Annotated in this window: 15 protein-coding genes; 8 read left to right on the forward strand and 7 right to left on the reverse strand. The window is 59.3% G+C overall.

The window, feature by feature from the left end; all coding sequences use genetic code 11:
* Window positions 1-22: 22 nt before the first annotated feature.
* Window positions 23-1,522, reverse strand: coding sequence for a CoA-acylating methylmalonate-semialdehyde dehydrogenase (locus tag G3256_RS12555; protein ID WP_169641148.1), 1,500 nt, complete (start codon window positions 1,520-1,522; stop codon window positions 23-25).
* Window positions 1,523-1,617: 95 nt separating this feature from the next.
* Between G3256_RS12555 and G3256_RS12560 the strand changes: the two genes are divergently transcribed.
* Window positions 1,618-2,547: a LysR family transcriptional regulator gene (locus tag G3256_RS12560; RefSeq protein ID WP_169641149.1), complete on the forward strand. Its 930-nt coding sequence runs from the start codon at window positions 1,618-1,620 to the stop codon at window positions 2,545-2,547.
* Window positions 2,548-2,642: 95 nt separating this feature from the next.
* On the opposite strand, the gene G3256_RS12565 is transcribed toward G3256_RS12560, so the two are convergent.
* The 6 genes from G3256_RS12565 to G3256_RS12590 form a co-directional block, all read right to left on the reverse strand.
* The gene (locus G3256_RS12565; protein ID WP_169641150.1) at window positions 2,643-3,182 is read right to left on the reverse strand and encodes a hypothetical protein; all 540 of its coding nucleotides are present in this window, start codon (window positions 3,180-3,182) and stop codon (window positions 2,643-2,645) included.
* 817 nt (window positions 3,183-3,999) lie between these two features.
* The gene (locus tag G3256_RS12570) at window positions 4,000-5,415 is read right to left on the reverse strand and encodes an FAD-binding oxidoreductase (RefSeq protein ID WP_169641151.1); all 1,416 of its coding nucleotides are present in this window, start codon (window positions 5,413-5,415) and stop codon (window positions 4,000-4,002) included.
* Between the two features lie 132 nt (window positions 5,416-5,547).
* The gene (locus tag G3256_RS12575; protein WP_169642433.1) at window positions 5,548-5,805 is read right to left on the reverse strand and encodes a DUF4242 domain-containing protein; all 258 of its coding nucleotides are present in this window, start codon (window positions 5,803-5,805) and stop codon (window positions 5,548-5,550) included.
* A 30-nt stretch (window positions 5,806-5,835) separates the two neighbouring features.
* The gene (locus tag G3256_RS12580) at window positions 5,836-9,450 is read right to left on the reverse strand and encodes an adenylate/guanylate cyclase domain-containing protein (RefSeq protein WP_169641152.1); all 3,615 of its coding nucleotides are present in this window, start codon (window positions 9,448-9,450) and stop codon (window positions 5,836-5,838) included.
* Between the two features lie 88 nt (window positions 9,451-9,538).
* Window positions 9,539-10,210 carry a GntR family transcriptional regulator gene (locus G3256_RS12585; RefSeq protein WP_169641153.1) on the reverse strand — a complete coding sequence of 224 codons (672 nt, stop codon included), beginning with the start codon at window positions 10,208-10,210 and terminating at the stop codon, window positions 9,539-9,541.
* Window positions 10,203-13,121 carry an FAD-binding and (Fe-S)-binding domain-containing protein gene (locus G3256_RS12590; RefSeq protein ID WP_169641154.1) on the reverse strand — a complete coding sequence of 973 codons (2,919 nt, stop codon included), beginning with the start codon at window positions 13,119-13,121 and terminating at the stop codon, window positions 10,203-10,205. Before G3256_RS12590 ends, G3256_RS12585 begins: the two co-directional genes overlap by 8 nt.
* A gap of 147 nt (window positions 13,122-13,268) precedes the next feature.
* On the opposite strand from G3256_RS12590, the gene G3256_RS12595 reads away from it, so the two are divergent.
* From G3256_RS12595 to G3256_RS12625, 7 genes are all read left to right on the forward strand, one after another.
* Window positions 13,269-14,426 carry a pyridoxal-phosphate-dependent aminotransferase family protein gene (locus G3256_RS12595; protein ID WP_169641155.1) on the forward strand — a complete coding sequence of 386 codons (1,158 nt, stop codon included), beginning with the start codon at window positions 13,269-13,271 and terminating at the stop codon, window positions 14,424-14,426.
* A 63-nt stretch (window positions 14,427-14,489) separates the two neighbouring features.
* Entirely contained in the window at window positions 14,490-15,467 is a 978-nt protein-coding gene (locus G3256_RS12600; RefSeq protein WP_246227592.1) for a TRAP transporter substrate-binding protein, read from the forward strand.
* 128 nt (window positions 15,468-15,595) lie between these two features.
* The gene (locus G3256_RS12605) at window positions 15,596-16,162 is read left to right on the forward strand and encodes a TRAP transporter small permease (protein WP_169641156.1); all 567 of its coding nucleotides are present in this window, start codon (window positions 15,596-15,598) and stop codon (window positions 16,160-16,162) included.
* Window positions 16,162-17,442 (forward strand): TRAP transporter large permease, encoded by a 1,281-nt coding sequence (locus G3256_RS12610; protein ID WP_169641157.1) that lies wholly within the window; start codon window positions 16,162-16,164, stop codon window positions 17,440-17,442. Before G3256_RS12605 ends, G3256_RS12610 begins: the two co-directional genes overlap by 1 nt.
* Complete coding sequence (locus G3256_RS12615; RefSeq protein ID WP_169641158.1) at window positions 17,439-18,224, forward strand: enoyl-CoA hydratase/isomerase family protein; 786 nt, start codon at window positions 17,439-17,441, stop codon at window positions 18,222-18,224. Before G3256_RS12610 ends, G3256_RS12615 begins: the two co-directional genes overlap by 4 nt.
* The gene (locus tag G3256_RS12620; protein ID WP_169641159.1) at window positions 18,221-19,447 is read left to right on the forward strand and encodes a CaiB/BaiF CoA transferase family protein; all 1,227 of its coding nucleotides are present in this window, start codon (window positions 18,221-18,223) and stop codon (window positions 19,445-19,447) included. The genes G3256_RS12615 and G3256_RS12620 overlap by 4 nt, the downstream gene beginning before the upstream one ends.
* A gap of 749 nt (window positions 19,448-20,196) precedes the next feature.
* Entirely contained in the window at window positions 20,197-21,321 is a 1,125-nt protein-coding gene (locus tag G3256_RS12625; protein ID WP_169641160.1) for an ABC transporter substrate-binding protein, read from the forward strand.
* The last annotated feature ends 32 nt before the right edge of the window (window positions 21,322-21,353 follow it).

A 21,353-nucleotide genomic window follows, 5' to 3' on the forward strand; every position in this document is an offset into this window, starting at 1 on the left:
TCAGATCCCCCTGCCCGCGGCGTCAGCGTGATACAGGCATGGCGAACTCGGCACCTTTCGAGATGCTTTCGGGCCAGCGCTGCATGATGGATTTCTGTTTGGTGTAAAAGCGTACGCCCTCTTCGCCATAGGCATGCATGTCGCCGAAGAGGCTCTTTTTCCAGCCACCGAACCCGTGCCAGGCCATCGGCACCGGAATGGGCACGTTGATGCCGACCATGCCCACCTGGATCTTGCGGCCAAATTCGCGGGCAACGTTGCCATCACGTGTAAAGAGGCTCACACCGTTGCCGAACTCATGGGCGTTGATCAGATCGACGCCTTCGGCAAAATCCGCGACGCGCACGCAGGACAGAACCGGACCAAAGATCTCTTCGCGGTAGATGGTCATGTCGGGTGTGACGTTGTCGAAGAGCGACCCTCCCATCCAGAAGCCGTTCTCATGGCCTTCGACGGTGTGTCCGCGTCCGTCAACGACCAGATCGGCGCCTTCGGTGAGGCCTTTTTCGATATAACCTGTGATCCGCTGATGTGCGGCACCGGTCACAATCGGGCCCATCTCAGCGTCCATCTCAAGACCGTTTTTGATGTTAAGGCTGCGCGCACGCTCGGCCAGCATCGGTACGATTTTATCGCCCACGTCGCCTACCAGCGTGGCCACAGAGATCGCCATGCAGCGCTCCCCTGCGGAGCCGTAGGCGGCACCCACAAGCGCATCGACAGCTTTTTCCAGATCCGCGTCGGGCATCACCAGCATGTGGTTTTTCGCCCCGCCCAGCGCCTGAACACGTTTGCCGTGACGTGCACCGGTCTCATAGATGTAGTTGGCAATCGGGGTCGAGCCCACGAAAGACACCGCCTGCACATCCGGGTGCTCAAGAAGTGCATCGACAGCAACCTTGTCACCCTGCACCACGTTGAAGACACCATCAGGGAAGCCTGCTTCTTTCATCAGGTCCGCATAGATCAGCGAGGGTGTCGGATCGGTCGGCGAAGGTTTCAGCACAAAGGTATTGCCGGCAGCGATGGCAACCGGGAACATCCACATCGGCACCATGACCGGGAAGTTGAACGGTGTGACGCCAGCGCAGACACCGAGCGGCTGGCGCAGTGTCCAGTTATCGATACCGGTGGAGACCTGATCGGTGAAATCACCTTTCAGCAGCTGCGGGATACCGCAGGCGAACTCGACGATGTCGATGCCGCGCTCAACTTCGCCGCGTGCATCGGTGAACACCTTGCCGTGCTCTGCAGTGATGGCGCGCGCCAGGTCGTCTTTGTGCTCGTTCAGCAGGTTGAGAAACCGGTTCATGATGCGGGCGCGGCGAATGGGCGGAGTGTCAGCCCATGCCGGGAATGCGGCCTTTGCAGCGGCGACGGCCTGGCCGACTTCATCTGCTGTGGCCAGCGCCACTTTGCCCGTGACAGCACCGGTGGCGGGGTTGAACACCTCCTGTTCGCGGTCGCGATTTCCGGACGTTCCGGTGCCGCCGATATAGTGGCCGATCTCGCTGATTGTCATCACGTTCTCCATAGCTGAATCTGGGCCTTACCTAAGGGTAACGACCCGGACAAATCCAATGACTAATGATGCGATGTGATATAAACTCAGCTTATATGACCCGGACCGCCGAGCTCAGAACCCTTCAGGCTTTCCTCACCGTGGCGCAGGAGGGCAGTATCTCGCGCGCAGCCGAGGTTCTGCATCTGACACAGCCGGCGATCAGCCTTCAGCTCAAACGTCTGTCGGAGGATACCGGCCTGAAGCTGTTCAGCCGGACCTCACGCGGCATGGAGCTGACGCGCGACGGCGCGTCGCTTCTGGTGAAAGCGGAAAAGGTCTTTGCCGCCCTCACGGATTTTTCGCAAACGGCGCGCCGGATGAACGGCGCGGTGCGCGGTCGCCTGCGCATCGGGACCATTGTGGACCCGGACTTCATCCGCCTGGGTGGCTTTCTCGGCGGGCTGATGGAGGCTTTTCCCGACCTGCGCACAGAACTGGTGCACGGTATGAGCGGCGAAGTGATCAGCCGGCTTTTGCGCAATCAGATTGATGTAGGATATTTTCTTGGCTCGCTTGATGATCCGGCGCTGCCGGATGAAACCGAGTTACGCGAAAACCGTCGCGCTTTCCGGCAGGTTGATCTGACCCGGATCAGATACCGGGTGATTGCGCCTGCCGGCTGGGACCGGATGGTCATGGGGAAAGACTGGAAAGAACTCGCCCGGCTGCCCTGGATCGGCACGCCGCCCAAATCTGTGCATTCGCGGCTGCTTGAAAAGGTTTTCGCCGGAGCCGGGCATCTTCAGAACCAGGTCGCGCTGGTGGATCAGGAGCCGGGCATGCTGGCGCTGGTGCAGTGCGGTGTCGGGCTCAGCCTCTGCCAGGAATCGATCGCGCTCGATCAGAAACAGTCGCGCGGGCTGGTGGTGGCAGATGCTGTCAAAATCGACACAAACCTGAGCTTTGTGGCCCTGAAAGAGCGTGCCGAAGATCCCAATATCAGTGCAGCCCTTGAAGTGATGGAGGGCGTGTGGCGCGCATGAACCAGCGGTGTTGCGCAGCACTGTAACTGCAGATCAGGCCTCACCCCGGAAACGGCAGGCCGGTATGATCCGGGCAACGGGTGTATTGCCGGGGCTCAGCTGTTGCCCCCCTGAGCCCCGTTGTTAAAAGCATTGTCAGGTCTTCCGACGCTGGTCACCGTGACAAGGACGTCCCATTCTTTGCTGAAGCCTTCGGGTTTTGCTGAAAATGCCTGATCATAACGGGAAGACGGTCTGAGCTGTACCGCCACTGTCATGTCATAAGGGGCCACTTTTCCGGCACCGCGCAGCAGGTTTATACCTGCAGAAAAGGCCAGAGCACCGCCGTCGCTCAACGCGCCGCTGAAGTTATCAAAAGCCGGGCCTGCGGTCGGCACGGTCTTTGTCAGACCGGCAAAGATCACCTCACCGTTGATGATTTCAACCCTCGCGGAATGCAGCAGTTCAAGCTTGCCCGGAACATAGTTCGGGTTGTCCAGGTGCCGCCAGTATTCATTGCGCCAGGTGCGGTTGACGGTGATTTCATAGACACCATCAAAGCGCGTGGCGGATGCCGTTTCCTGAGCTGTGGCGGGCATCGCTGCAACGCTGAGCCATGCAAAACAGATCAGAATGGCTTTGTGTAAAAATCTCATGCTTTCAACTCCCGGATTGCGCCTCTGACGGCGCTCGAAAAAAGAGCGAAGTGATACGGAGAGCCCCCGACATCGCACCGCGGTTTGCAGCATACTGACCGCTGAGTTTGTTCTTTCTGTGACCGTAACCTGTCGCTGAGGAGATATGACCTGATGTGAGCCCCCTGCCCGGTAGCCATCACACGGAAAGGTATCGGACACAAGTTCACCGGTCATCCTGCGCACACCATTACCGCCGGACCGGGTTGTGGGAATACCGTGAGCATGCGGGCACCAGAGGGTTCTGACGTTCCGGGTGCGGCATTGCTTCAGGTATGCGGATCTCATCCGGCAAACCCGCATCAGGCCGCGCGAAAGACGGGGCTTCCGTCGGGCTGAGGTTTCAGACCAGACACTGGCCTTTAGAACACATGCGCTGGCCGGTCCTGGCCATTCCCTTCATGTCTTCTGTTGCTATCGCGCCCTCCCAAACGCGCAGGGTTTTCGCGCAGGAGGCCGCTGATACCAGCTTGTCCGGCGGACCGATCCTGACCTTGTGCGACGATGCCGACCATGCGGAAACGGTTGTTGTAAAAGACGGGTACCTACGGAAGCAGCTACTGACCGGTCCGAAATGATATCCGTTTTTCGCGCCTCGACGGGCGGTTCCCGATCAGCCGGGCGAGCGGCGACGCGAATCCGTTATCTCCAGCAATGGCCGGGGTGCACCAGGCGATGCGACACACGCCGTGACCCGGGGCCAAGAATGATCCGGTACCCGGACTGACACCCGGCGGGCGCCCGAAAATACTCCGTCAGACCGAAGCCCCTCCTGCCATCAGGCCGGCAGGATATTATGGTTGATCCTGAAGAGGTTATCCGGATCATACCTGCCTTTGACTTCGGAAAGCTTTTTGCCGTTTTTGCCATAGGCGCCGGCGAAGTGATCCTCCTCATCCTCGGGCATGAAGTTCACATAGGCGCTGCCGGTCGAATAGGGTTTCATCCGGGCATAGAGGTCGCGCGCCCATGCGATGCACCGGTCATCTTTGCGCGCGTCATCCCAGCGCGTATGTACGTTCATGATATAATGTGCGGACCGCGCCGGATAGGCCGTCTCACCGGCACTCACACGTGCCATCGCACCGCCCACATGCGCGATGAACACTTCACAGGCCGGATCGGGCAAGGTGGCAATTCCCTGCAGAAGTTCGCTGACGGCATCGGCGCTCAGAGCGGCGAAATCGTGACTTTTCCAGTAGTTGCGCGCGCCGGGTGTCAGTAAGGGATCAAAGGCCGCCTGCCAGCCCACAAATGGATGCGGAGAAATGACATCCGCAATCGGATTTCCGAGGGCACGCAGCCCGGCCATGGCGGTTTCGCCTTCCGCCAGCGGTCCGGCATAACAGACCGCGAAAATCAAAACCTCCCGGCCGTGCCACTCTTCTGGAAGAAAGGGCAAGGGCGGGGCTTTGCGCAGCACACTCCACACGGTCAGTTCGTCCGGCGCGCCCTCAGTTATTTCTGTAAGCTCCGCCAGCAGGCCCGGCGCATCTTCGATCGGATGCACGATCAGCCCGGAAAGCACCTCCGGCCCCAGAGCATGCAGCCGGAACTCAAAGGAGGTGACCACGCCAAAATTGCCGCCGCCGCCGCGGATCGCCCAGAAGAGATCAGGGTGACTGTCTGCTGAAGCGGTCACGACCGATCCGTCTGCGGTTACGACTTCGGCGGATATGAGATTGTCGATTGTCATGCCAAATTTGCGCGTCGTCCACCCAAAGCCGCCCCCCAGCGTGAGACCGGCAATGCCGGTCGTCGAATTAACGCCGGTCGGGACGACAAGCGCATGCGCCTGGGTTTCCCGGTCCACGTCGCCTAAGGTTGCACCAGGCTCTGCGCGGGCGGTCTGCGCGGCTCTGTCCACAAAGACCGACCGCATCTGCGACAGGTCCAGCAAAACGGTTCCGTCTGCCACTGCGTGACCGGCGATCTGATGGCCGCCGGATCTTACCGACATCATCAGCCCGTTTTCACGAACGAAATTAACAGCTTTCTGAACATCGCTGGCACCCAGTGCGCGGATCACAAAACCGGGATGGCGGTCAACCATGCCATTCCAGATCGTGCGGGCGTCATCGTATTCTGCGCTGCCTTTCAGGTGGACCCCGCCCCTTAGTGACCCGTCGAGGGTGTCAAGTGCGTCCTGCGTGACGGCTACAGCACCGCCCTCAAGTGAATTGAGATCAAACATAAGAAATAGCCTTCCGTTTTAAGGTAAGGCTTCTTGCGTAATTGCCTCTACTGGCACCAGAAAAAAGCCGCGTCTCACCTGTTCCCGGTGACGGGGCATAAAAAAAACCGGTTTCGCGAACTGTGCGGACCCTCAGGCGAAAATGCCGGGGTCAATCCGGTCCACGGGTGTGATGACGTCCGCCGGAATGTTCAGCCGCTCGGCGGCTTTGCGGATGCTGTCCTCGTCGGGCGCTTCATAAAGGCAGTAGGTCTTGCGCTTATCCGCGCTCAGAAAGGAAAAAATCCATTCAATTCCTTCTTCGTCATTCACTTCTTTAATTTTAAGCTTTGCGTCGTCGTCCACTTCAAGTTGTTCAGCGAACTGTCTTTCAATAATAAATCTTGGCATCATCAGCCTCAGAGTTGCCGGCACCGGCCCTTACGTTGCCTTGCCTTCAAGGTTCGTTCTGAGTGGGATCATACCCAGATCACGTGCAATTGCCAACGCTTCAGCTTCCAGATGCAAGGCATGTGCCGCGTCCTTTGCACGCCCGCGACGCCTCAGAGCGGCGGCGAATCCGGCTTTGCTGTGAGCAATCCAGGGAGGCGCTTTCATGCGCGTGTCGATTTCGATCGCTTTTTCAAACATTTGCTCTGATGTGTTCCAGTCGCCCGCCAGAGCTGCAAGATTGCCCAGCCTGCGCGCCGCGGCGCCGGTGCAGGCGGTGGTCGCACCCGCAGTGATTGTAAGGTTCTCGTAGGGAAGCAGCATTTCGTATATCGTCGCGGCATGGTTCTCACTGGCCACCGCGACGCAGATCTCGGCCAGATATGACAGAGTGGTCGAGTACATCGCGTCCGGATTAAGAGCAAAACCGGTTTCAGCCATCTCGCTCAGGATACGCGCGGCGGCCTCTGTGTATCCCAGTTCAGCCGCGATAACGCCAAAACCGGGCTTCCAGCTGGCATCCCCCGGGCTTTCGGTCATCAGGCGTTTGATAACCGGGGCAACCTCGTTCAGACGGCCCTGTTCGCGGCGGATGGTGAACATCTGGACCCCGTAGACACCCTCGACATGTTTGCCGTGGGTATGGCGCCCGATTTTCACCGCCTCGCCGGCATAGGTCTCGGCGCGCGCGAAATCTCCTTCGAGGGTGGATAACATGGCGCGGGCATGTATCTGCACCCAGTAGAGCTGGCGGTGATTGTCTTTTGTCGAAATGTCACTAAGCAGTTCAAGCGAATGGTCCATCAGCTGGCGGTCCGCCATTTCCGCCCCGACGAAAAGGCTCAGTGTCCGCTCACGACCCTGGTCGATCGTACCAAGCTGTTCGGCCACCTTATGCATCGCCTCGAGATTCTTGCGCCAGTCGCGCACTTCGCTTTGCTGGCGGGCGACAACGGCCGCGGCAAAGCGCGCCATCATGACGTGGAACTGGGATTTCAGGTCCCCCAGTTTCGCGGCCAGCTTAAGGCACTGCTGGCTGTAATCCGCACTTTCCGCAAACTGGCCGGTGAACATATAGGTCCGTGCGAGCTGGCTCATAAGTTTACAGCGACGAACCTCGTCTTTGCGCGGCAGAGCCCTGAGCGCTTTCAGGCAGACTTTGATCGCTTCCTCATGGGCCTGGCCGGCCATCATGCAGGAATCTGCAAAATGTTGGGCCGCATCGGCGGCAATCTCAACGTCACCGATGCTTTGCGCCGCCTGTGATGCTTCTTTCAGAGCGGCGATGCCTTCGGGCAGCCTGCCGACGCTGTCATACCCGCGCCCGATAAGGATCTTGCCGGTGATCACTTCCCGGCTTGTTTCATCTCCCAGTTCGCGCGCGGCCCTGAGCGCCTCTTCAGAATTGGCCATGGCCTCGTGACCCGCCGACCGGGCGAGCGCCGTTTCCGTGGCAGACCGCCAGCGCTTAAAAGCAGCAGCCCAGTTTTCAGCAGCGGTCAGGTGGTGGGCGACAAGCTCAGGGCGCCGCTCCGTTTCGGCAGACCTGAGTTCTGTCAGGGCAGCCGCGACCCGGGCATGCTGATCCCGGCGGGTGGAGGCCAGCATGGACTGATACGCCGTGTCGCGGATCAGCGCGTGCCGGAAAACATAGTGACCGCGGTTATGGCCGCTTTCAAATATCAGGCCTGACCGGCAAAGCTCTTCGAGTGGCGTATGGATATCCGCTGCGTTCCTGCCCATGGCCGCGCCGAGGAGATCAGGTTCAAATTCGCGACCGATCACTGATCCGGTGAGTGCGACCTGTTTGGCATCCGGTGAAACCGCATCGAGCCGGGCCATCAGCGTGCCCTTCAGAGAGGAAGGGACATGCAGTTTACCCTGTTCACCCGACGCCACAATCGCCCGGGTCAGTTCCTCAACAAAGAGCGGAACGCCATCGGTCTTTTCAATGATGGTCCGCACGAGATCCTCGTCCGGCTCACGTCCGGAAATGTTGCGGACCAGGTCGGCGACATGCTCTGAATCAAACCGGCGCAGTTGCAGGGTCTGCACGTGGGCATCGCCATCATCCCGGTTCAGGACCCAGCCGGGCCGGTGCGTGATCAGGATCATCAGCGGCAGGTCCGCACAGATGGCCGTGAAGCGGTCAATAAGAGCATGTGTTGACGGGTCGATCCAGTGCGCGTCTTCGACAAACAGGATCACCGGACAGACACCTGAGCGTGCTTTGACCGTATCAATCAGTGTCCGGATGGTTATGTCACGCTGCTCCTGCGGGGTCATTCCGATGATCTGCTGCGCAACCGCGCTGCGCGGCGCGACAAGAGCGGCGAATACCGGAAGGACCTGGGCCAGATCGATCCCGGGGCGTACCGTCAGCATCGCGCGCACCTGTTCCAGAACGCGATCATCATCAAACCCCGGTTCGACCCCTGCGTCCTGAGATATCCGCTCCGCGACCGGGTGAAACGGGCTGCTGGTCAGATAGGGCGAGCAGTTCAGCCGGATAACATCCGCCTTACCGGCGATTGTCGCGCCGGCCAGAAATTCTTCGGTCAGGCGGGATTTGCCAATGCCGGCTTCACCTGCAAGCAGCACAACTTCGCCCTTGCCACGGCCAGCCCGTTGCCAGGCCTGCTCAAGGATGCCTTTCTCGGAATTCCGGCCAACCAGCACGGTACCGGCATCCTCACGGTGTACCGCGCGAAACCGGCTTTCCGCGCTGCGCTCTGCAACCACCTGTAACAGCGTGCGCGGCGCGTCGAAACCTTTCAGGTCGACCGGACCCAGCGCTGAAAATTCAAAAATCCTGTGCAGCGTGGCTTCGGTTTCTTCAGCCGGCAATACGATCGAATTGGGCGGTGCATGCTCCTGTATCCGTGCGGCCAGATTGACGATGGGGCCGGTCATCGCCCCCTCTTCATAGGTATTTTCTCCTATGGTATCGCCGACCACCACTTCACCGCTTGCAATGCCCAGACGCACCGCGAGAGGTTCTCCGTCAGGTGTTGTCATCGCGCTGACGCGCTGCACCGCATCCAGCCCGGCCTTGACCGCGCGCACGGCGTGATCCTCATAGGCACTTGGCCATCCGAAAAACACCAGCAACCCGTCCCCGAGATACTTCGCCACGTATCCTCCGTAGCGACTGACAGCTCCCGCGACACCATCCTGATAGCGCTGAAGCAAAAGGCGCATGTCTTCGGGGTCAAGACGATTGGTCAGTTTTGTCGAACTGACGAGATCGGCAAAGAGAACGGTAAGATGGCGGCGCTCGGCCAGAGCACCCGCATCAGGCTTTGGCGGGAGGGCCCTGTCGGTCGGGCCCTCGGTGTGCGACCTGTCAGGTTGCGTTCCCTGCCCTGCCCGCGGGTTTTCCCGAGGGCCGTCACTATTATCGCCCTGCAAGGCCGCGATCGCCGCCAGCAGGATCTTTCTGTGGCCAAAGCTCACGCCCAGTTCCTGCAGATCGTCGCCGGTGAGCAGTGGCAGCACTCTTTCATCCACATCATGCTGCGCAAACGGCTCTGCGTATTGTGCAAGCCCCAGTCCGCTCAGCCATGCGTCTATGTCAAAAGCCATACCCCGAGCATGGTCTTTCATGAAGCTTCGATCAAGTGACCGTTGCCATCCGGAAGAGTGACGCATAGTCCACCGGCGCATGCCCGGTACGAGGCACCTGCGGTCCGTGTCAGGCGCTTTGCAACCACTTTACGATGGAGGCGCGTTTTGTCTCCATATGTCCGGCGAGAGTCCGTCCGAGTTCCGGACCGTTTCTCTCACTGAGAAACTGCAGGATCTTTTCATGCTCAGCGATAGCCATGCGCCAGCGTTCTTCGGACATATTGGCGAGATAGCGCGCGCGCTGCATGCGCAGCGACAGCGCCTGACAGGATGTGGTCAGCGTATCGTTGCCTGCAGCCAGCAGGATGGCGCGATGAATCCTCTGGTTGATCGCAAAATAGCCGTCAAGATCACGTGCGTTATACTTTTCGACCATCTCGTTATGAAGCGACCGGACCGCGTCGATCCCGGCGTCGGTGATATGCTCACAGGCAAGCTCTCCTGACAGGGCTTCAAGCGCGCCAAGCACGGGAAAAACTTCGTTAACCTCGCTGACGGTCACTTGCGTGACCCAGGCCCCCCGGTTGGGTTCCAGCCGGATCAGACCCTCGGAGGCCAGCACCTTGAGCGCTTCACGCATGGGCGTCCGCGACACGCCGAACTGCACGCACAGGTTTTTCTCCGGCACCTTGGTGCCGGGCGACAGATCGCCGCTGATCAGCATCTGCTGCAGCCGGTCCACCAGTTCCTGGTGCAACGATTTGCGGGCGATGGCCCGGGGGGCTGCGTTCTCAAACATGATCAGTCTCGCTCTTTGGCGTCAGGGCCATTTCCAGCAGTCGCGCCACATGGATCGGTTGCCGGCCTGCTGTGTCGGCCACCTGGTGGCGGCATGATGTCCCGTCTGCGACGATCAGAGTTTCCCTGTCTGCCGCGCGCACAGCGGGCGCAAGATCCGCTTCGGCCATTCTGCGCGAGATTTCATGCGTTTCCACACCATAGCCGAATGCACCCGCCATGCCACAGCAACTTGTCTCGACGATCCCCACTTCCGTATCCGGCAGCCGCGCCAGCGTCTTTTCAATGCTGCTCATCACGCCCAGAGCCTTCTGGTGGCAATGACCGTGCAGGAGTACCTTTTGCGCCGGCGATTTCAGGGGCAGATCAAAGTCCGGATTATCCTCCTGATCGGCGATATACTCCTCCAGCATACGCGCTTTTTCCGCCAGAAGTTCAGCATCTCTGCCCGGCAGGAGCCCCGGAATTTCATCTCTCAGGGTCAGCAGACAGCTGGGTTCGAGCCCTATTACGGGCAGGCCCTTTTCAACATAAGGCATCAGCGCATCCACCAGCCTCTGCGCCTCCGTGCGGGCCTCCTCTACGAGGCCTGCCGACAGAAAGGTGCGGCCGCAACACAAAGGGCGTTCGCCCTTCGGGGCCCGCGCCACGACAAAGGGAACACGGGCCGCGTCAAGCACCTTTACAGTGGAGCGCAGGTTTTCTGGCTCAAAATACCGGTTGAAACTATCGGCAAAAAGAACCGCCTGCGGATCGTCCGGCGCGGCCACTTCGCTGTCCTTAAAAGGCCTCGAACTCCATAGAGGCAGATCCCGGGACGCGGTGAAACCTGTGGGCTTTTCCAGCAGTTTCGCGAGGCCCGGCACAGAATTGCGCAGGTTCACCAGAAACGACAGCCGTGAGGCCCAGGGCGCATAGCGCGGCAGCCAGGCCACCAGCCGGTCATGCAGGCTGATCCCATTCTTTGCCGCACGGGCCGCGAGCACCTCGATCTTCATGCGTGCCATATCGACACCCGTCGGACATTCCCGCTTGCAGCCCTTGCAGGATACACAAAGCTTCATCGTCTCAGCCATCTCGTCAGAGGCCAGCGCGTCCGGCCCGAGCTGGCCCGATATGGCGAGCCGCAAAGTGTTCGCCCGACCGCGCGTCAGATCCTGTTCCTTCCGCGTGACACGGAACGACGGGCACATAACGCCGCCTTTCAGCTTCCGGCAGGCGCCGTTGTTGTTGCACATCTCGACGGCACCCTGAAAGCCACCCGCACTACCCGGCCATTCGGACCAGTCGAGTGCGGTTTCAAAACCCGGCACGGTGTATTCCGGGCCATAGCGGAAGAGCGTCCGGTCATCCATCTTTGGCGGGTCAACGATTTTTCCGGGGTTAAACAGCCCCTCGGGGTCAAAGCGCTTTTTCACCTCGCCGAAATTTTCCACCATGCGTGCGCCAAACATCTTTTCGTGGAATTCAGAGCGCACAAGCCCGTCGCCGTGCTCTCCTGAATGAGACCCTTTGTACTTTGCGACCAGATCAAAGCATTCTTCGGCGATCGCGCGCATTTTGCCGACGTCCTGATCCAGCTTTAGGTTCAGCACGGGCCGCACATGCAGACATCCGACAGAAGCATGGGCATACCAGGTCCCCCTGGTGCCGTGTTTGTCAAAGACATCCGTCAGTTCTGCCGTGTACTCTGCCAGATCGGGCAGTTCGACCGCGCAATCTTCGACAAAAGACACCGGTTTGCCCTCTGCCTTCATCGACATCATGATGTTCAGTCCGGATTTGCGGAACTCAGCGATGGCGTTCTGCAATCCGGGTTCCGCCACGGGCGTCACGCCACCCCAGGATTTGCCGCTGCCGGTCCAGGAGAACCCCAGATCGCCCATCATGTCCTCAAGCTCTCTGAGCTTTGGCAGGTTCTGGCCAGGGTCTTCCTCGGCAAATTCCACCAGCAGCAGCGCTTCCGGCGTGCCGGTGACGAAATCCGAAATTGTCTGACGAAAGAGCGGAATGTCCCGACCCAGAGCGATCATCGTGGAATCGATCAGTTCAACGCCCTGCGGCCTGAGCGTCACCAGATGCTGGGCTGCATCCATCGCCTGATAGAAGGTTGGAAAATGACACACCCCGAGGACCTTTTCCGGGATCAGAGGCGACAGTTTCAGTTCAATGGCTGTGGAATAGGCGAGCGTTCCCTCAGAGCCGACGAGCAGATGTGCAAGGTTGTTCGGTGTGTTCATCGGCACCAAAGCGTCGATGTTGTAGCCGCCTACCCGCCGCATCACCCTGGGGAAGCGGGCATCGATCTCATGTGCCTCCCGGGCACCAAGGCGCAGCAGGTCTTCGCAGAGGTCAGTGTAATCCGGCTCGTGATCGCCGCCTGTGGGGCCAAATCTGTGTTTGCTGCCATCCGCCATCAGGGCGTCGATGGACAGTACATTGTCGCGCGTCATGCCATACCGCAGGGATTTACCGCCGCAGGAGTTGTTGCCGGCCATGCCGCCGATCGTCGCCCGCGACGCGGTGGAAACATCGACCGGAAACCACAGGCCATGTGGCTTCAGCACGCGGTTAAGTTCATCGAGCACGATGCCCGGACGCACTATGCAGCGTTGATTTTCGACATCGAGTTCGAGGATGTCATTGAAATACTGAGTGTTGTCGAGCACGAGGCCTGTATTGACAGTCTGGCCGCACTGCGACGTGCCTCCGCCACGTGCAAGAACCGGCACACCCTGTTCAGATGCGATATCCAGTGCCGCGCGGATGTCATCTTCTGATTTTGGCGAGAGCACACCCAGCGGCATCATCTGATAAAGCGACGCATCCGTGGCGTAGCGCCCACGCGAGAAGTCGTCAAACAGCAGATCTCCCTCAACGCGCTTTTCAAGACTTTCCATAAGGTTAGGCATTCAGGCTCCAGTGCAGCTTCAACCGCGCGTTCGATTTTCTGTTGACATAATTATGAATTCAAAATTACGTTGTATCAATAATTTTCTGGCCAGCCCGCCGGCTGAGACCGGCCATGCACCAGAAATCCGGGAGGAAAAAAACCTGACATGAGAAAAGCCGGACGCCACTTTCTGCAGATACCGGGCCCCAGCTCGGTGCCTGACAGAATACTTAGCGCGATTTCGCGTCAGACAATCGACCATCGCGGCCCCGAGTTTGCAAAAGTGGGCCTGAGGGCGCTGGAAGGCATGAAGGGCATTTTCAACACCCAAAGCCATGTCTTTATCTATCCCTCCTCGGGCACGGGGGCGTGGGAGGCTGCTCTGGTCAATTCGCTCTCTCCGGGCGACCGGGTGCTGATGTTTGAAACAGGGCATTTTGCAACCCTGTGGAAAAAGCTTGCTGAGAAACTTGGCCTTAAGGCGGAATTCATCGAAGGCGACTGGCGCGGCGGTGCAGACCCCGATCAGATCGAAGCCCGTCTGGCAGAGGACACCGCGCATGAAATCAAAGCTGTCTGTGTGGTGCATAATGAAACATCTACGGGCTCAGTATCACCGGTGGCCGCCGTCCGTCAGGCCATTGACAATGCCGGCCATCCGGCACTTTTTATGGTCGATACAATCTCCGGTCTGGCCTCGCTTGAGTATCAGCACGACGCCTGGGGGGTTGATGTCACCGTGTCCGGCTCGCAAAAGGGTCTGATGCTGCCACCGGGGCTGTCGTTCAACGCGGTGAGCGAAAAGGCCATGGTCGCCAACAGGACGGCAGGGCTGCAGCGCTCTTACTGGGACTGGGCGGAAATGGTCGGCCCGAACAGGACCGGCTATTTCCCTTACACGCCCGGTACGAACCTTCTCTATGGCCTCAATGAGGCGATCGATATGCTGCATGAAGAGGGTCTGGAGAATGTGTTCGCCCGCCATGCCCGTCACGGTGCTGCCGCGCGCAAAGCGGTCAGGACCTGGGGGCTCGATGTGCTCTGCGCGGCGCAGGGTCAGGAGAGCGGCGTTCTGACCGCTGTCGTTATGCCCGAAGGCCACAGCGCGGATGCGTTCCGGGCATCGACACTGGAGAATTTTGACATATCTTTAGGAAACGGTCTGTCAAAAGTCGCGGACAAAGTATTCCGCATCGGGCATCTGGGTGACTTCAACGATCTGATGCTCATCGGAACTCTCGCGGGTGTGGAGATGGGCCTGAAAAAGGCGAATGTCCCGCACCGGGAGGGCGGCGTACAGGCGGCGATGGCGATGCTGGCCTGAAAGCAGATAAGCCGTGCAAAAACGGCATCTTAAGTAAAACAAATACTCTGGGAGGAGAAAACTTTGAAACATCTTGTAAAACTTTTCGCGGCGACCGCGATCTGCGGCATGGCAACGTCGGTGTCTGCGGCTGAAACCATGAAATTCGGCCATGTCGGCGCACCCGGCTCGCTCTTTGAAGCGACCGTCAACAACTTTGCGGAATGCACCAACGCAGCGCTTGACGGCGAGGTCGAAGTGCAGACTTTCGGCTCGTCGCAGCTGGGCAAAGACAAAGAGCTTCTGCAGAAACTGAAGCTGGGACAGGTTGATTTCTCACTGCCGTCCTCGGTTATGTCGTCGGTCGATGACACCTTCGGCATCTTTGAGATGCCGTACATTATATCTGACCGCGACCACATGCGCCGGGTTCAGGATGCGATGATGGACAAGTTCCAGTCTGCGGCCAATGACGCCGGCTATCATATTGTAGGGCTTGCAGAAAACGGCTTTCGCAACATCACCAACAACGTCCGCCCGATCAACGTGCCGGCGGACCTTGAAGGGATCAAACTGCGGACGCCCAACGGCGTCTGGCGTCTGAAAATGTTCCAGCAGTACGGTGCCAACCCGACACCGATGGCCTTCTCGGACGTTTTCACAGCGCTGCAGACCGGTGTGATCGACGGCCAGGAAAACCCCTACGCTCAGATTGCTTCCGCCAAGTTCCAGGAAGTGCAGAAGTACCTCTCGGTGACCGGCCACGTTTACACGCCCGCCTATGTGCTGATGTCCAAAAAGAAGTATGACGGTCTTGCCGATAACGTCAAAGCTGCACTGGCAGACTGTGGCAGCAAGACCCAGGACTTTACCTATGAAAAAGCAGCAGAGCTGGAGACGAGCCTGCTGAAGGTGATCGAGGACGCCGGTGTGGAAGTAAACACTGCCGACAAAGCTGCGTTCATCGAAGCGTCCAAGCCGATCTATGAGCAGTTCGCTGACGAAGTTGAAGGCGGTCAGGAAATGATCGACACCGTGCTCGGCCTTGGCCAGTCCGGCTGATCCGCACTTTCAGGGGGCGGTCGGCATCCTGGCCGCCCCTCTCGTGACGTCCACCTGACAACCACTGAAACCGGATACGTCGCGGCTCGCGCGGGCCGGAGCGTTGTCCCGAGCAGGTCTGCACTTTCATGGAAAATTCCGCCTACCCGACGCTGTCGCGTATCAACCGGATTATCAGTACGGTACTGGAGTGGATCACAATCAGCCTGATGGTCCTGCTGACACTCACGGTGACGATGGCCGTCATCGCGCGCCTGATGGGCCAGAGTTTTTCCTGGTACGATGAAGTCGCCGCGATCATGCTTGCGTGGATCACATATTACGGCTCGGCGCTTGCGGCACTGCACCGGCGCCACATCGGCTTTGACACGGTCCTGCTCGCCATTCCGGACAGGTACCGGATCCTGGCCGTTCTGGCGGGCGAACTGATTGTGCTGACCTTCTTCTTTCTGATGGCCCGGGCCGGACTTCAGGTGCTCGACGTGCTGGCCGGGGACACGCTGATCTCGCTGACCTGGGTGCCTATTCAGTTCACGCAATCGGTGATCCCGATCGGGGCCATTCTCTTCATGGCGTGCCAGTTGCTGAGCCTGCCGGCCTATCTGCGGCTGACCGCAGCGGGCATTTCGCTTGAGCACGCGGAAATCGAAGAAGAAGTCGAAACAGAACTCGAAAAAAACAAGGACAGGGTCTGATGCTGGTCGCTGCTATTTTCGCTGCCCTTATGTTGATGATCTGCATCAACGTTCCCATTGCCGTGGCGCTCGCCATGTGCGGCGTTATCGGCCTGCTGGTCACCGAAGGCGCGGACAGCCTCGTGACCATTGCGCTGGACATGTATGACGGTTCGACCAAATTCTCGCTCATCGCCATTCCGATGTTCGTGCTGGCCGGCGCAATTATGAATGCGGGCGGGATCACCGACAAGCTGATCAACTTCGTCTCGGCCATCATCGGATTCATCCGGGGCGGGCTCGCGATGGTGAACATCGGTGTGTCGCTCTTTTTTGCTGAAATCTCAGGCTCCGCTGTGGCGGATGTGGCGGCAATGGGCTCGATCCTGATCCCTCAGATGAAAAAGCGCGGTTACAGCAAGGAATTTTCCGCCGCCGTAACCTCGTCCTCAGCTTCGCTCGCGATCATTATTCCGCCTTCGATCCCGATGATCCTATATGCTGCCTCCGCCAACACCTCCGTGGAGCAGCTTTTCGTCGCAGGGATCGTGCCAGGTCTCCTGGGGGCCGCGGGGCTGATGACTGTCGCCTATCTTTTCGCCAAACGGTATAACTTCCCGACCGAGGATGCTTTCAACATGAAGCGCCTGCGCCAGACATTTGTCGAGGCCCTGCCCGCCTTCACGCTGCCGGTGATTATTCTCGGCGGCATCTTTGGCGGCTATGTCACGGCCACTGAGGCTGCGGGCCTCGCGGTGCTGGCCTCTCTTGTGGTTTCCGCCTGGTACAAAAACCTCGATTTCGGCCACCTGCGCCGCGCGATGCTGGATGGCGGGATCCAGACGGCAGTTGTGATGCTCCTCGTTGCCGCATCGGTTCTGATGGGCGGCTTTCTGACCCGTGCGCAGATCCCGCAGCAGCTCGCCGAAGGCATCCTCTCGATCACCACACAGCAATGGGCGATTCTGCTGATCCTGAATTTCTTCTTTCTGATCGTGGGCTTCTTTCTGCACTCCGCGGCGGCCATTATCCTGGTCATTCCGATTGTAATCCCGCTGATCACTGCGGCAGGCATTGACCCGGTTCACTTCGGCCTTGTGGTTACGCTCAACCTCGCCATCGGACAGCAGACGCCCCCTGTGGCCTCAGTCCTGATCACCGCCTGTTCTGTGGCGCGGGCGAACATCTGGGAAGTGTCCAAGGTCAATATCTGGTTTGTCGGCGTGTTGCTGGCCGTGCTGATGCTCTGCACATATGTGCCTGCAGTGCCGATGTTCCTTGTGGAGTATTTTTACCGATGACGGAGCAGACACCCGACCTGAGGGAAGAACTGCGCGACGGGATCCTTAGGCTGGAATTTAACCGCCCGGAAGCCCGGAATGCGCTGACCTTCGCCATGTACGAGCGGCTTGCCACCCTCTGTGCCGGTATGGCGACCGACGGATCGGTTCGTGCAGTGGTGATTTCCGGAGCGGGTGGAAAGGCCTTTGCGGCCGGCACGGACATGACCCAGTTCAGAGCATTCAGCACCGATCAGGACGCGCTCAAGTACGAAGGCCGCATTGATGCCGTGCTTGAAGCTGTGGAACGGTGTCCGGTGCCGACCATCGCGGCCATCCATGGCGCCTGCACGGGCGGGGGGGCGTCGATTGCTGCGGCCTGCGATATCCGGATCACTTCGGAGCGCCTGAAATTCGGGTTTCCGATTGCGCGGACCCTCGGCAACTGCCTTGCGGCAGGTAACCTGGCCCGGCTCACTGAACTCATGGGCGCAGGCCGGGTTCGTGAGATGATCTTTACCGCGCGGCTCCTCGACGCAGAAGAAGCACTGCGCATCGGTCTTGTGAGTGAAGTTCTGAAAGACGAAGACAGTCTGATGACCCGCGCCACCGAACTTGCCCGGCACGTGGGATCAATGGCCCCGCTTACGCTCAGAGCCACAAAAGAAGCACTGCGGCGCAACCGAGCCGCCACCAGAGTGGACGACGATGATCTGATCATCTCGTGCTACATGAGCGATGATTTCAGAACCGGGATGGAAGCCTTTCTGTCAAAAACCAAACCTGACTGGTCAGGCAGATGACCGCGCCCGGCGGCCCCCTGAAAGGCATGCGCGTGATTGAGCTTGCTCACATCATGGCCGGTCCGGTCTGCGGGCTGATGCTGGCAGATATGGGTGCCGATGTCATCAAAGTGGAAAAGCCCGACGGCGACGACAGCCGACGCTTTGTGCCGCCCGATATCAACGGGGAGTCGGCGGCCTATATGATGATGAACCGCAACAAGCGGGGCATCGCACTCAATCTCAAGGATGAAGCTGCGGTTGACGTGCTGCGCGAACTGCTGGCCGAAGCCGATGTGGTGATCGAAAACTACCGCAAAGGCACAATGGCCAGGCTCGGCCTCGGGTATGAAGACCTGGCCCGGGCAAACCCCAGGCTCATCTATTGCGAAATCTCCGGTTTCGGGCGCACCGGGCCCTATGCCGAACGCGGCGGGTTCGATCTGATAGCACAGGGCATGTCGGGTCTGATGTCTGTGACCGGTGAGGGGCCGGGGCGCCCCCCGGTAAAGGTCGCGGCACCGATCTCCGATATCAATGCGGGCATTCTTGCCGCAATGGGCATCTCCGCGGCCTATTCGAACATGCTCAGAACAGGCCTCGGTCAGAAGGTCGATACCTCGCTCTTTGAAGCTGCCATCGTTCAGACTTACTGGCAATCCGCCATTGCCCTTGCCACGGGCGAAAAACCCGAACCTCTGGGATCGGCACATCCGCTGAACGCCCCGTATCAGTCGTTCAGGACAAGTGACGGCTGGATCAATGTGGGTGCTGCAAATCAGAGCAACTGGCTGCGGTTTCTCGATGTCATCTCTGCGCCGGAACTGGATGATGATCCGCGTTTTGAGTCAAACCAGGCCCGCATTCAGAACCTGCCCGCGCTCGTTGAAATTCTCAACGGGTATCTCATGCACGACAGCACGGAAAACTGGCTGGCCAGGATGGATGCCGCCCGCCTGCCTGCCGGACCGGTGAATGACATTCTTCAGATGCACAACGATCCGCAGGCCCGGGCCAGAGACATGCTTGTTGAAGTGGATCATCCCGCTGCCGGCACAATCGAAACGATCGGTCATCCGGTCAAGTTCAGTGAGACGCCGGCAAAAATTACCCGCGCGGCACCGCTTCTGGGCCAGCATACCAGGGCCATTCTGAGCGAAATGGGGTATGACAGCACGAAGATCGACGGCCTGTTCGCCTCGGGAGCGGCGATTGGCGCTGAGAGCTGCAGTACCGGTTCATAAAGCTCGTTCCTGTAAGATAACCTGCCCCCTTCGTCAGCGCGACCCGTTCCTGGGTGATAATGATGCCCTGCGCAGCCAGCGGGTGCTCCCTGCTCCCGGGCGGTGGCAGCGATCTTCGGCGCGAGTTAACGGCAGGGTAACCTCCCCGGGATGGCTGTCAAAACGGCTTCAGATGCGACGTTCCGCGGGGACCCGGGTCATGCATTCACCCTGTCCGTGCCGTCCATGTTTTCCTGGGGGACGCCCGTGATTCGTGTCCGGTGCAACTGAATTCCCGCTGCAGCGGCATCGGGCCGGCAGCGGATCATAATGCGATCATCAGTAAAACGTTTGAAATCAGGCGCGAACCCTGCCGCCCCGACCCGGCTCTGATCGGTTCAGGCAGGAACGAATGGTGCCCCGTGTACTCCATAAAATCAAGCCCTGTCAGTCGCTTATCAGCTGTTTACAACAGACTCTTGTGCCACCTGCCCGCTATTAAGCGGGGGTGCAAAAGAAATGTGCGCTCAGCCGCACCGGTCTCTTTGCTGAAACTCATTTCTCTTGACGAATGGTCCGCAACACCTGTTTGATTGAATGAATATTCAGTGAAACGGAGCGGGTGGTTCCGGCAGGACAGGGTGCGACAGTATCAGGTCTTTCACCGGGCCTAACCAAACCGGACGGCCTGCGGCTCACCAGAAGTTCTGCAGGGACAAAACAATCACTGCGGTCGTTCACACGACCCGACAACACGGGAGTTCAGAACCATGGATATCAAGGACCAGCTGGGATCGATGCGCGCGGGAGAGATAAGCCGCCGTACCTTTACACGCAATCTTCTGGCCGCAGGCGTCGGCATCACAGCCGCGCCGCTGGCGACGCGCAAAGCCATGGCCGCCGCCGGCGATCAGGCGACGTTTTTCACGTGGGGTGGATATGACATTCCGGAGCTTTTCGTGCCCTACAAAGAGAAAAACGGTGAACTGCCGAACTTCTCGATCTTTGGCGGATCAGAAGAGGCGCTTACAAAAATGCGCGGCGGGTTTGTCGTCGATGTCTCACATCCCTGCAACTCCGGCCTGCCCCGCTGGGTGCAGTCGGGTCTCTTTCAGCCCATCGATACCTCACGGCTGACGAACTGGGGAGATGTGATGCCGGAACTGGTCTCCCTGCCCGGCAATGACGCCGACGCGGGCAACGTTTGGCTGGCACCTTTTGACTGGGGTCAGACGTCGATCACCTACCGCACGGATCTCTTTGAGGTCGAGGGCGAGGAAAGCTGGGACATGCTCTGGGATGAGCGGTATTCCGGACGGCTTGGTTCGCTTGCTTCCGGCGGCGACGCCTGGTGGTGCGGTGCGATCAAAGCCGGCGTGCCGATGGATCAGATCCACACCGATGAAGCCTTTGAGAAAATCGCCGCGGTGATGCGCGAGCAGCGCCCGCTGCTGCGCACCTATACCGATGACACCACCACCCTTGAGCAGGCCCTGGCCTCCGGCGAGATGGTTGCCGCGATGACCTGGAACAGCTCCGCGACCGTGCTCAAAGCCGAAGGCGTGCCGGTGAAGTTCGCGAGCCCCAAAGAAGGCGCGCTGACATGGGTTTGCGGCCTCATGATCCACAAAGACGCGCCGAACATCGACAAGGCTTATGAGGTCATCGACAGCCTGCTCAGTGTGGACTCCGGAAAATTCATGATCAATGACTACGGATACGGACATTCCAACAACAAATCGTTTGAACAGTTCGATGCGGAAACGCTAGCAGGTCTTGGCCTGAGTGACACGCCGGCTGATATCCTCGGCGCAGGGCACTTCCAGGTTCCGCAGACCCAGGAGTGGGAGACGAAAATGAACACTGTCTTTGAGGAAATCAAAGCAGGCTTCTGACGACCGATGCGACGCCGGGGCCCCTCCGGCGT

The organism is Roseobacter ponti, assembly GCF_012932215.1.
GTDB lineage: Bacteria > Pseudomonadota > Alphaproteobacteria > Rhodobacterales > Rhodobacteraceae > Roseobacter > Roseobacter ponti.

Bases quoted from the DNA above. Each gene is read 5' to 3' on its own strand.
- G3256_RS12555 (WP_169641148.1), bottom strand. From the start codon at position 1,522: ATGACAATCAGCGAGATCGGCCACTATATCGGCGGCACCGGAACGTCC.
- G3256_RS12560 (WP_169641149.1), top strand. From the start codon at position 1,618: ATGACCCGGACCGCCGAGCTCAGAACCCTTCAGGCTTTCCTCACCGTG.
- G3256_RS12565 (WP_169641150.1), bottom strand. From the start codon at position 3,182: ATGAGATTTTTACACAAAGCCATTCTGATCTGTTTTGCATGGCTCAGC.
- G3256_RS12570 (WP_169641151.1), bottom strand. From the start codon at position 5,415: ATGTTTGATCTCAATTCACTTGAGGGCGGTGCTGTAGCCGTCACGCAG.
- G3256_RS12575 (WP_169642433.1), bottom strand. From the start codon at position 5,805: ATGCCAAGATTTATTATTGAAAGACAGTTCGCTGAACAACTTGAAGTG.
- G3256_RS12580 (WP_169641152.1), bottom strand. From the start codon at position 9,450: ATGAAAGACCATGCTCGGGGTATGGCTTTTGACATAGACGCATGGCTG.
- G3256_RS12585 (WP_169641153.1), bottom strand. From the start codon at position 10,210: ATGTTTGAGAACGCAGCCCCCCGGGCCATCGCCCGCAAATCGTTGCAC.
- G3256_RS12590 (WP_169641154.1), bottom strand. From the start codon at position 13,121: ATGCCTAACCTTATGGAAAGTCTTGAAAAGCGCGTTGAGGGAGATCTG.
- G3256_RS12595 (WP_169641155.1), top strand. From the start codon at position 13,269: ATGAGAAAAGCCGGACGCCACTTTCTGCAGATACCGGGCCCCAGCTCG.
- G3256_RS12605 (WP_169641156.1), top strand. From the start codon at position 15,596: ATGGAAAATTCCGCCTACCCGACGCTGTCGCGTATCAACCGGATTATC.
- G3256_RS12610 (WP_169641157.1), top strand. From the start codon at position 16,162: ATGCTGGTCGCTGCTATTTTCGCTGCCCTTATGTTGATGATCTGCATC.
- G3256_RS12615 (WP_169641158.1), top strand. From the start codon at position 17,439: ATGACGGAGCAGACACCCGACCTGAGGGAAGAACTGCGCGACGGGATC.
- G3256_RS12620 (WP_169641159.1), top strand. From the start codon at position 18,221: ATGACCGCGCCCGGCGGCCCCCTGAAAGGCATGCGCGTGATTGAGCTT.
- G3256_RS12625 (WP_169641160.1), top strand. From the start codon at position 20,197: ATGGATATCAAGGACCAGCTGGGATCGATGCGCGCGGGAGAGATAAGC.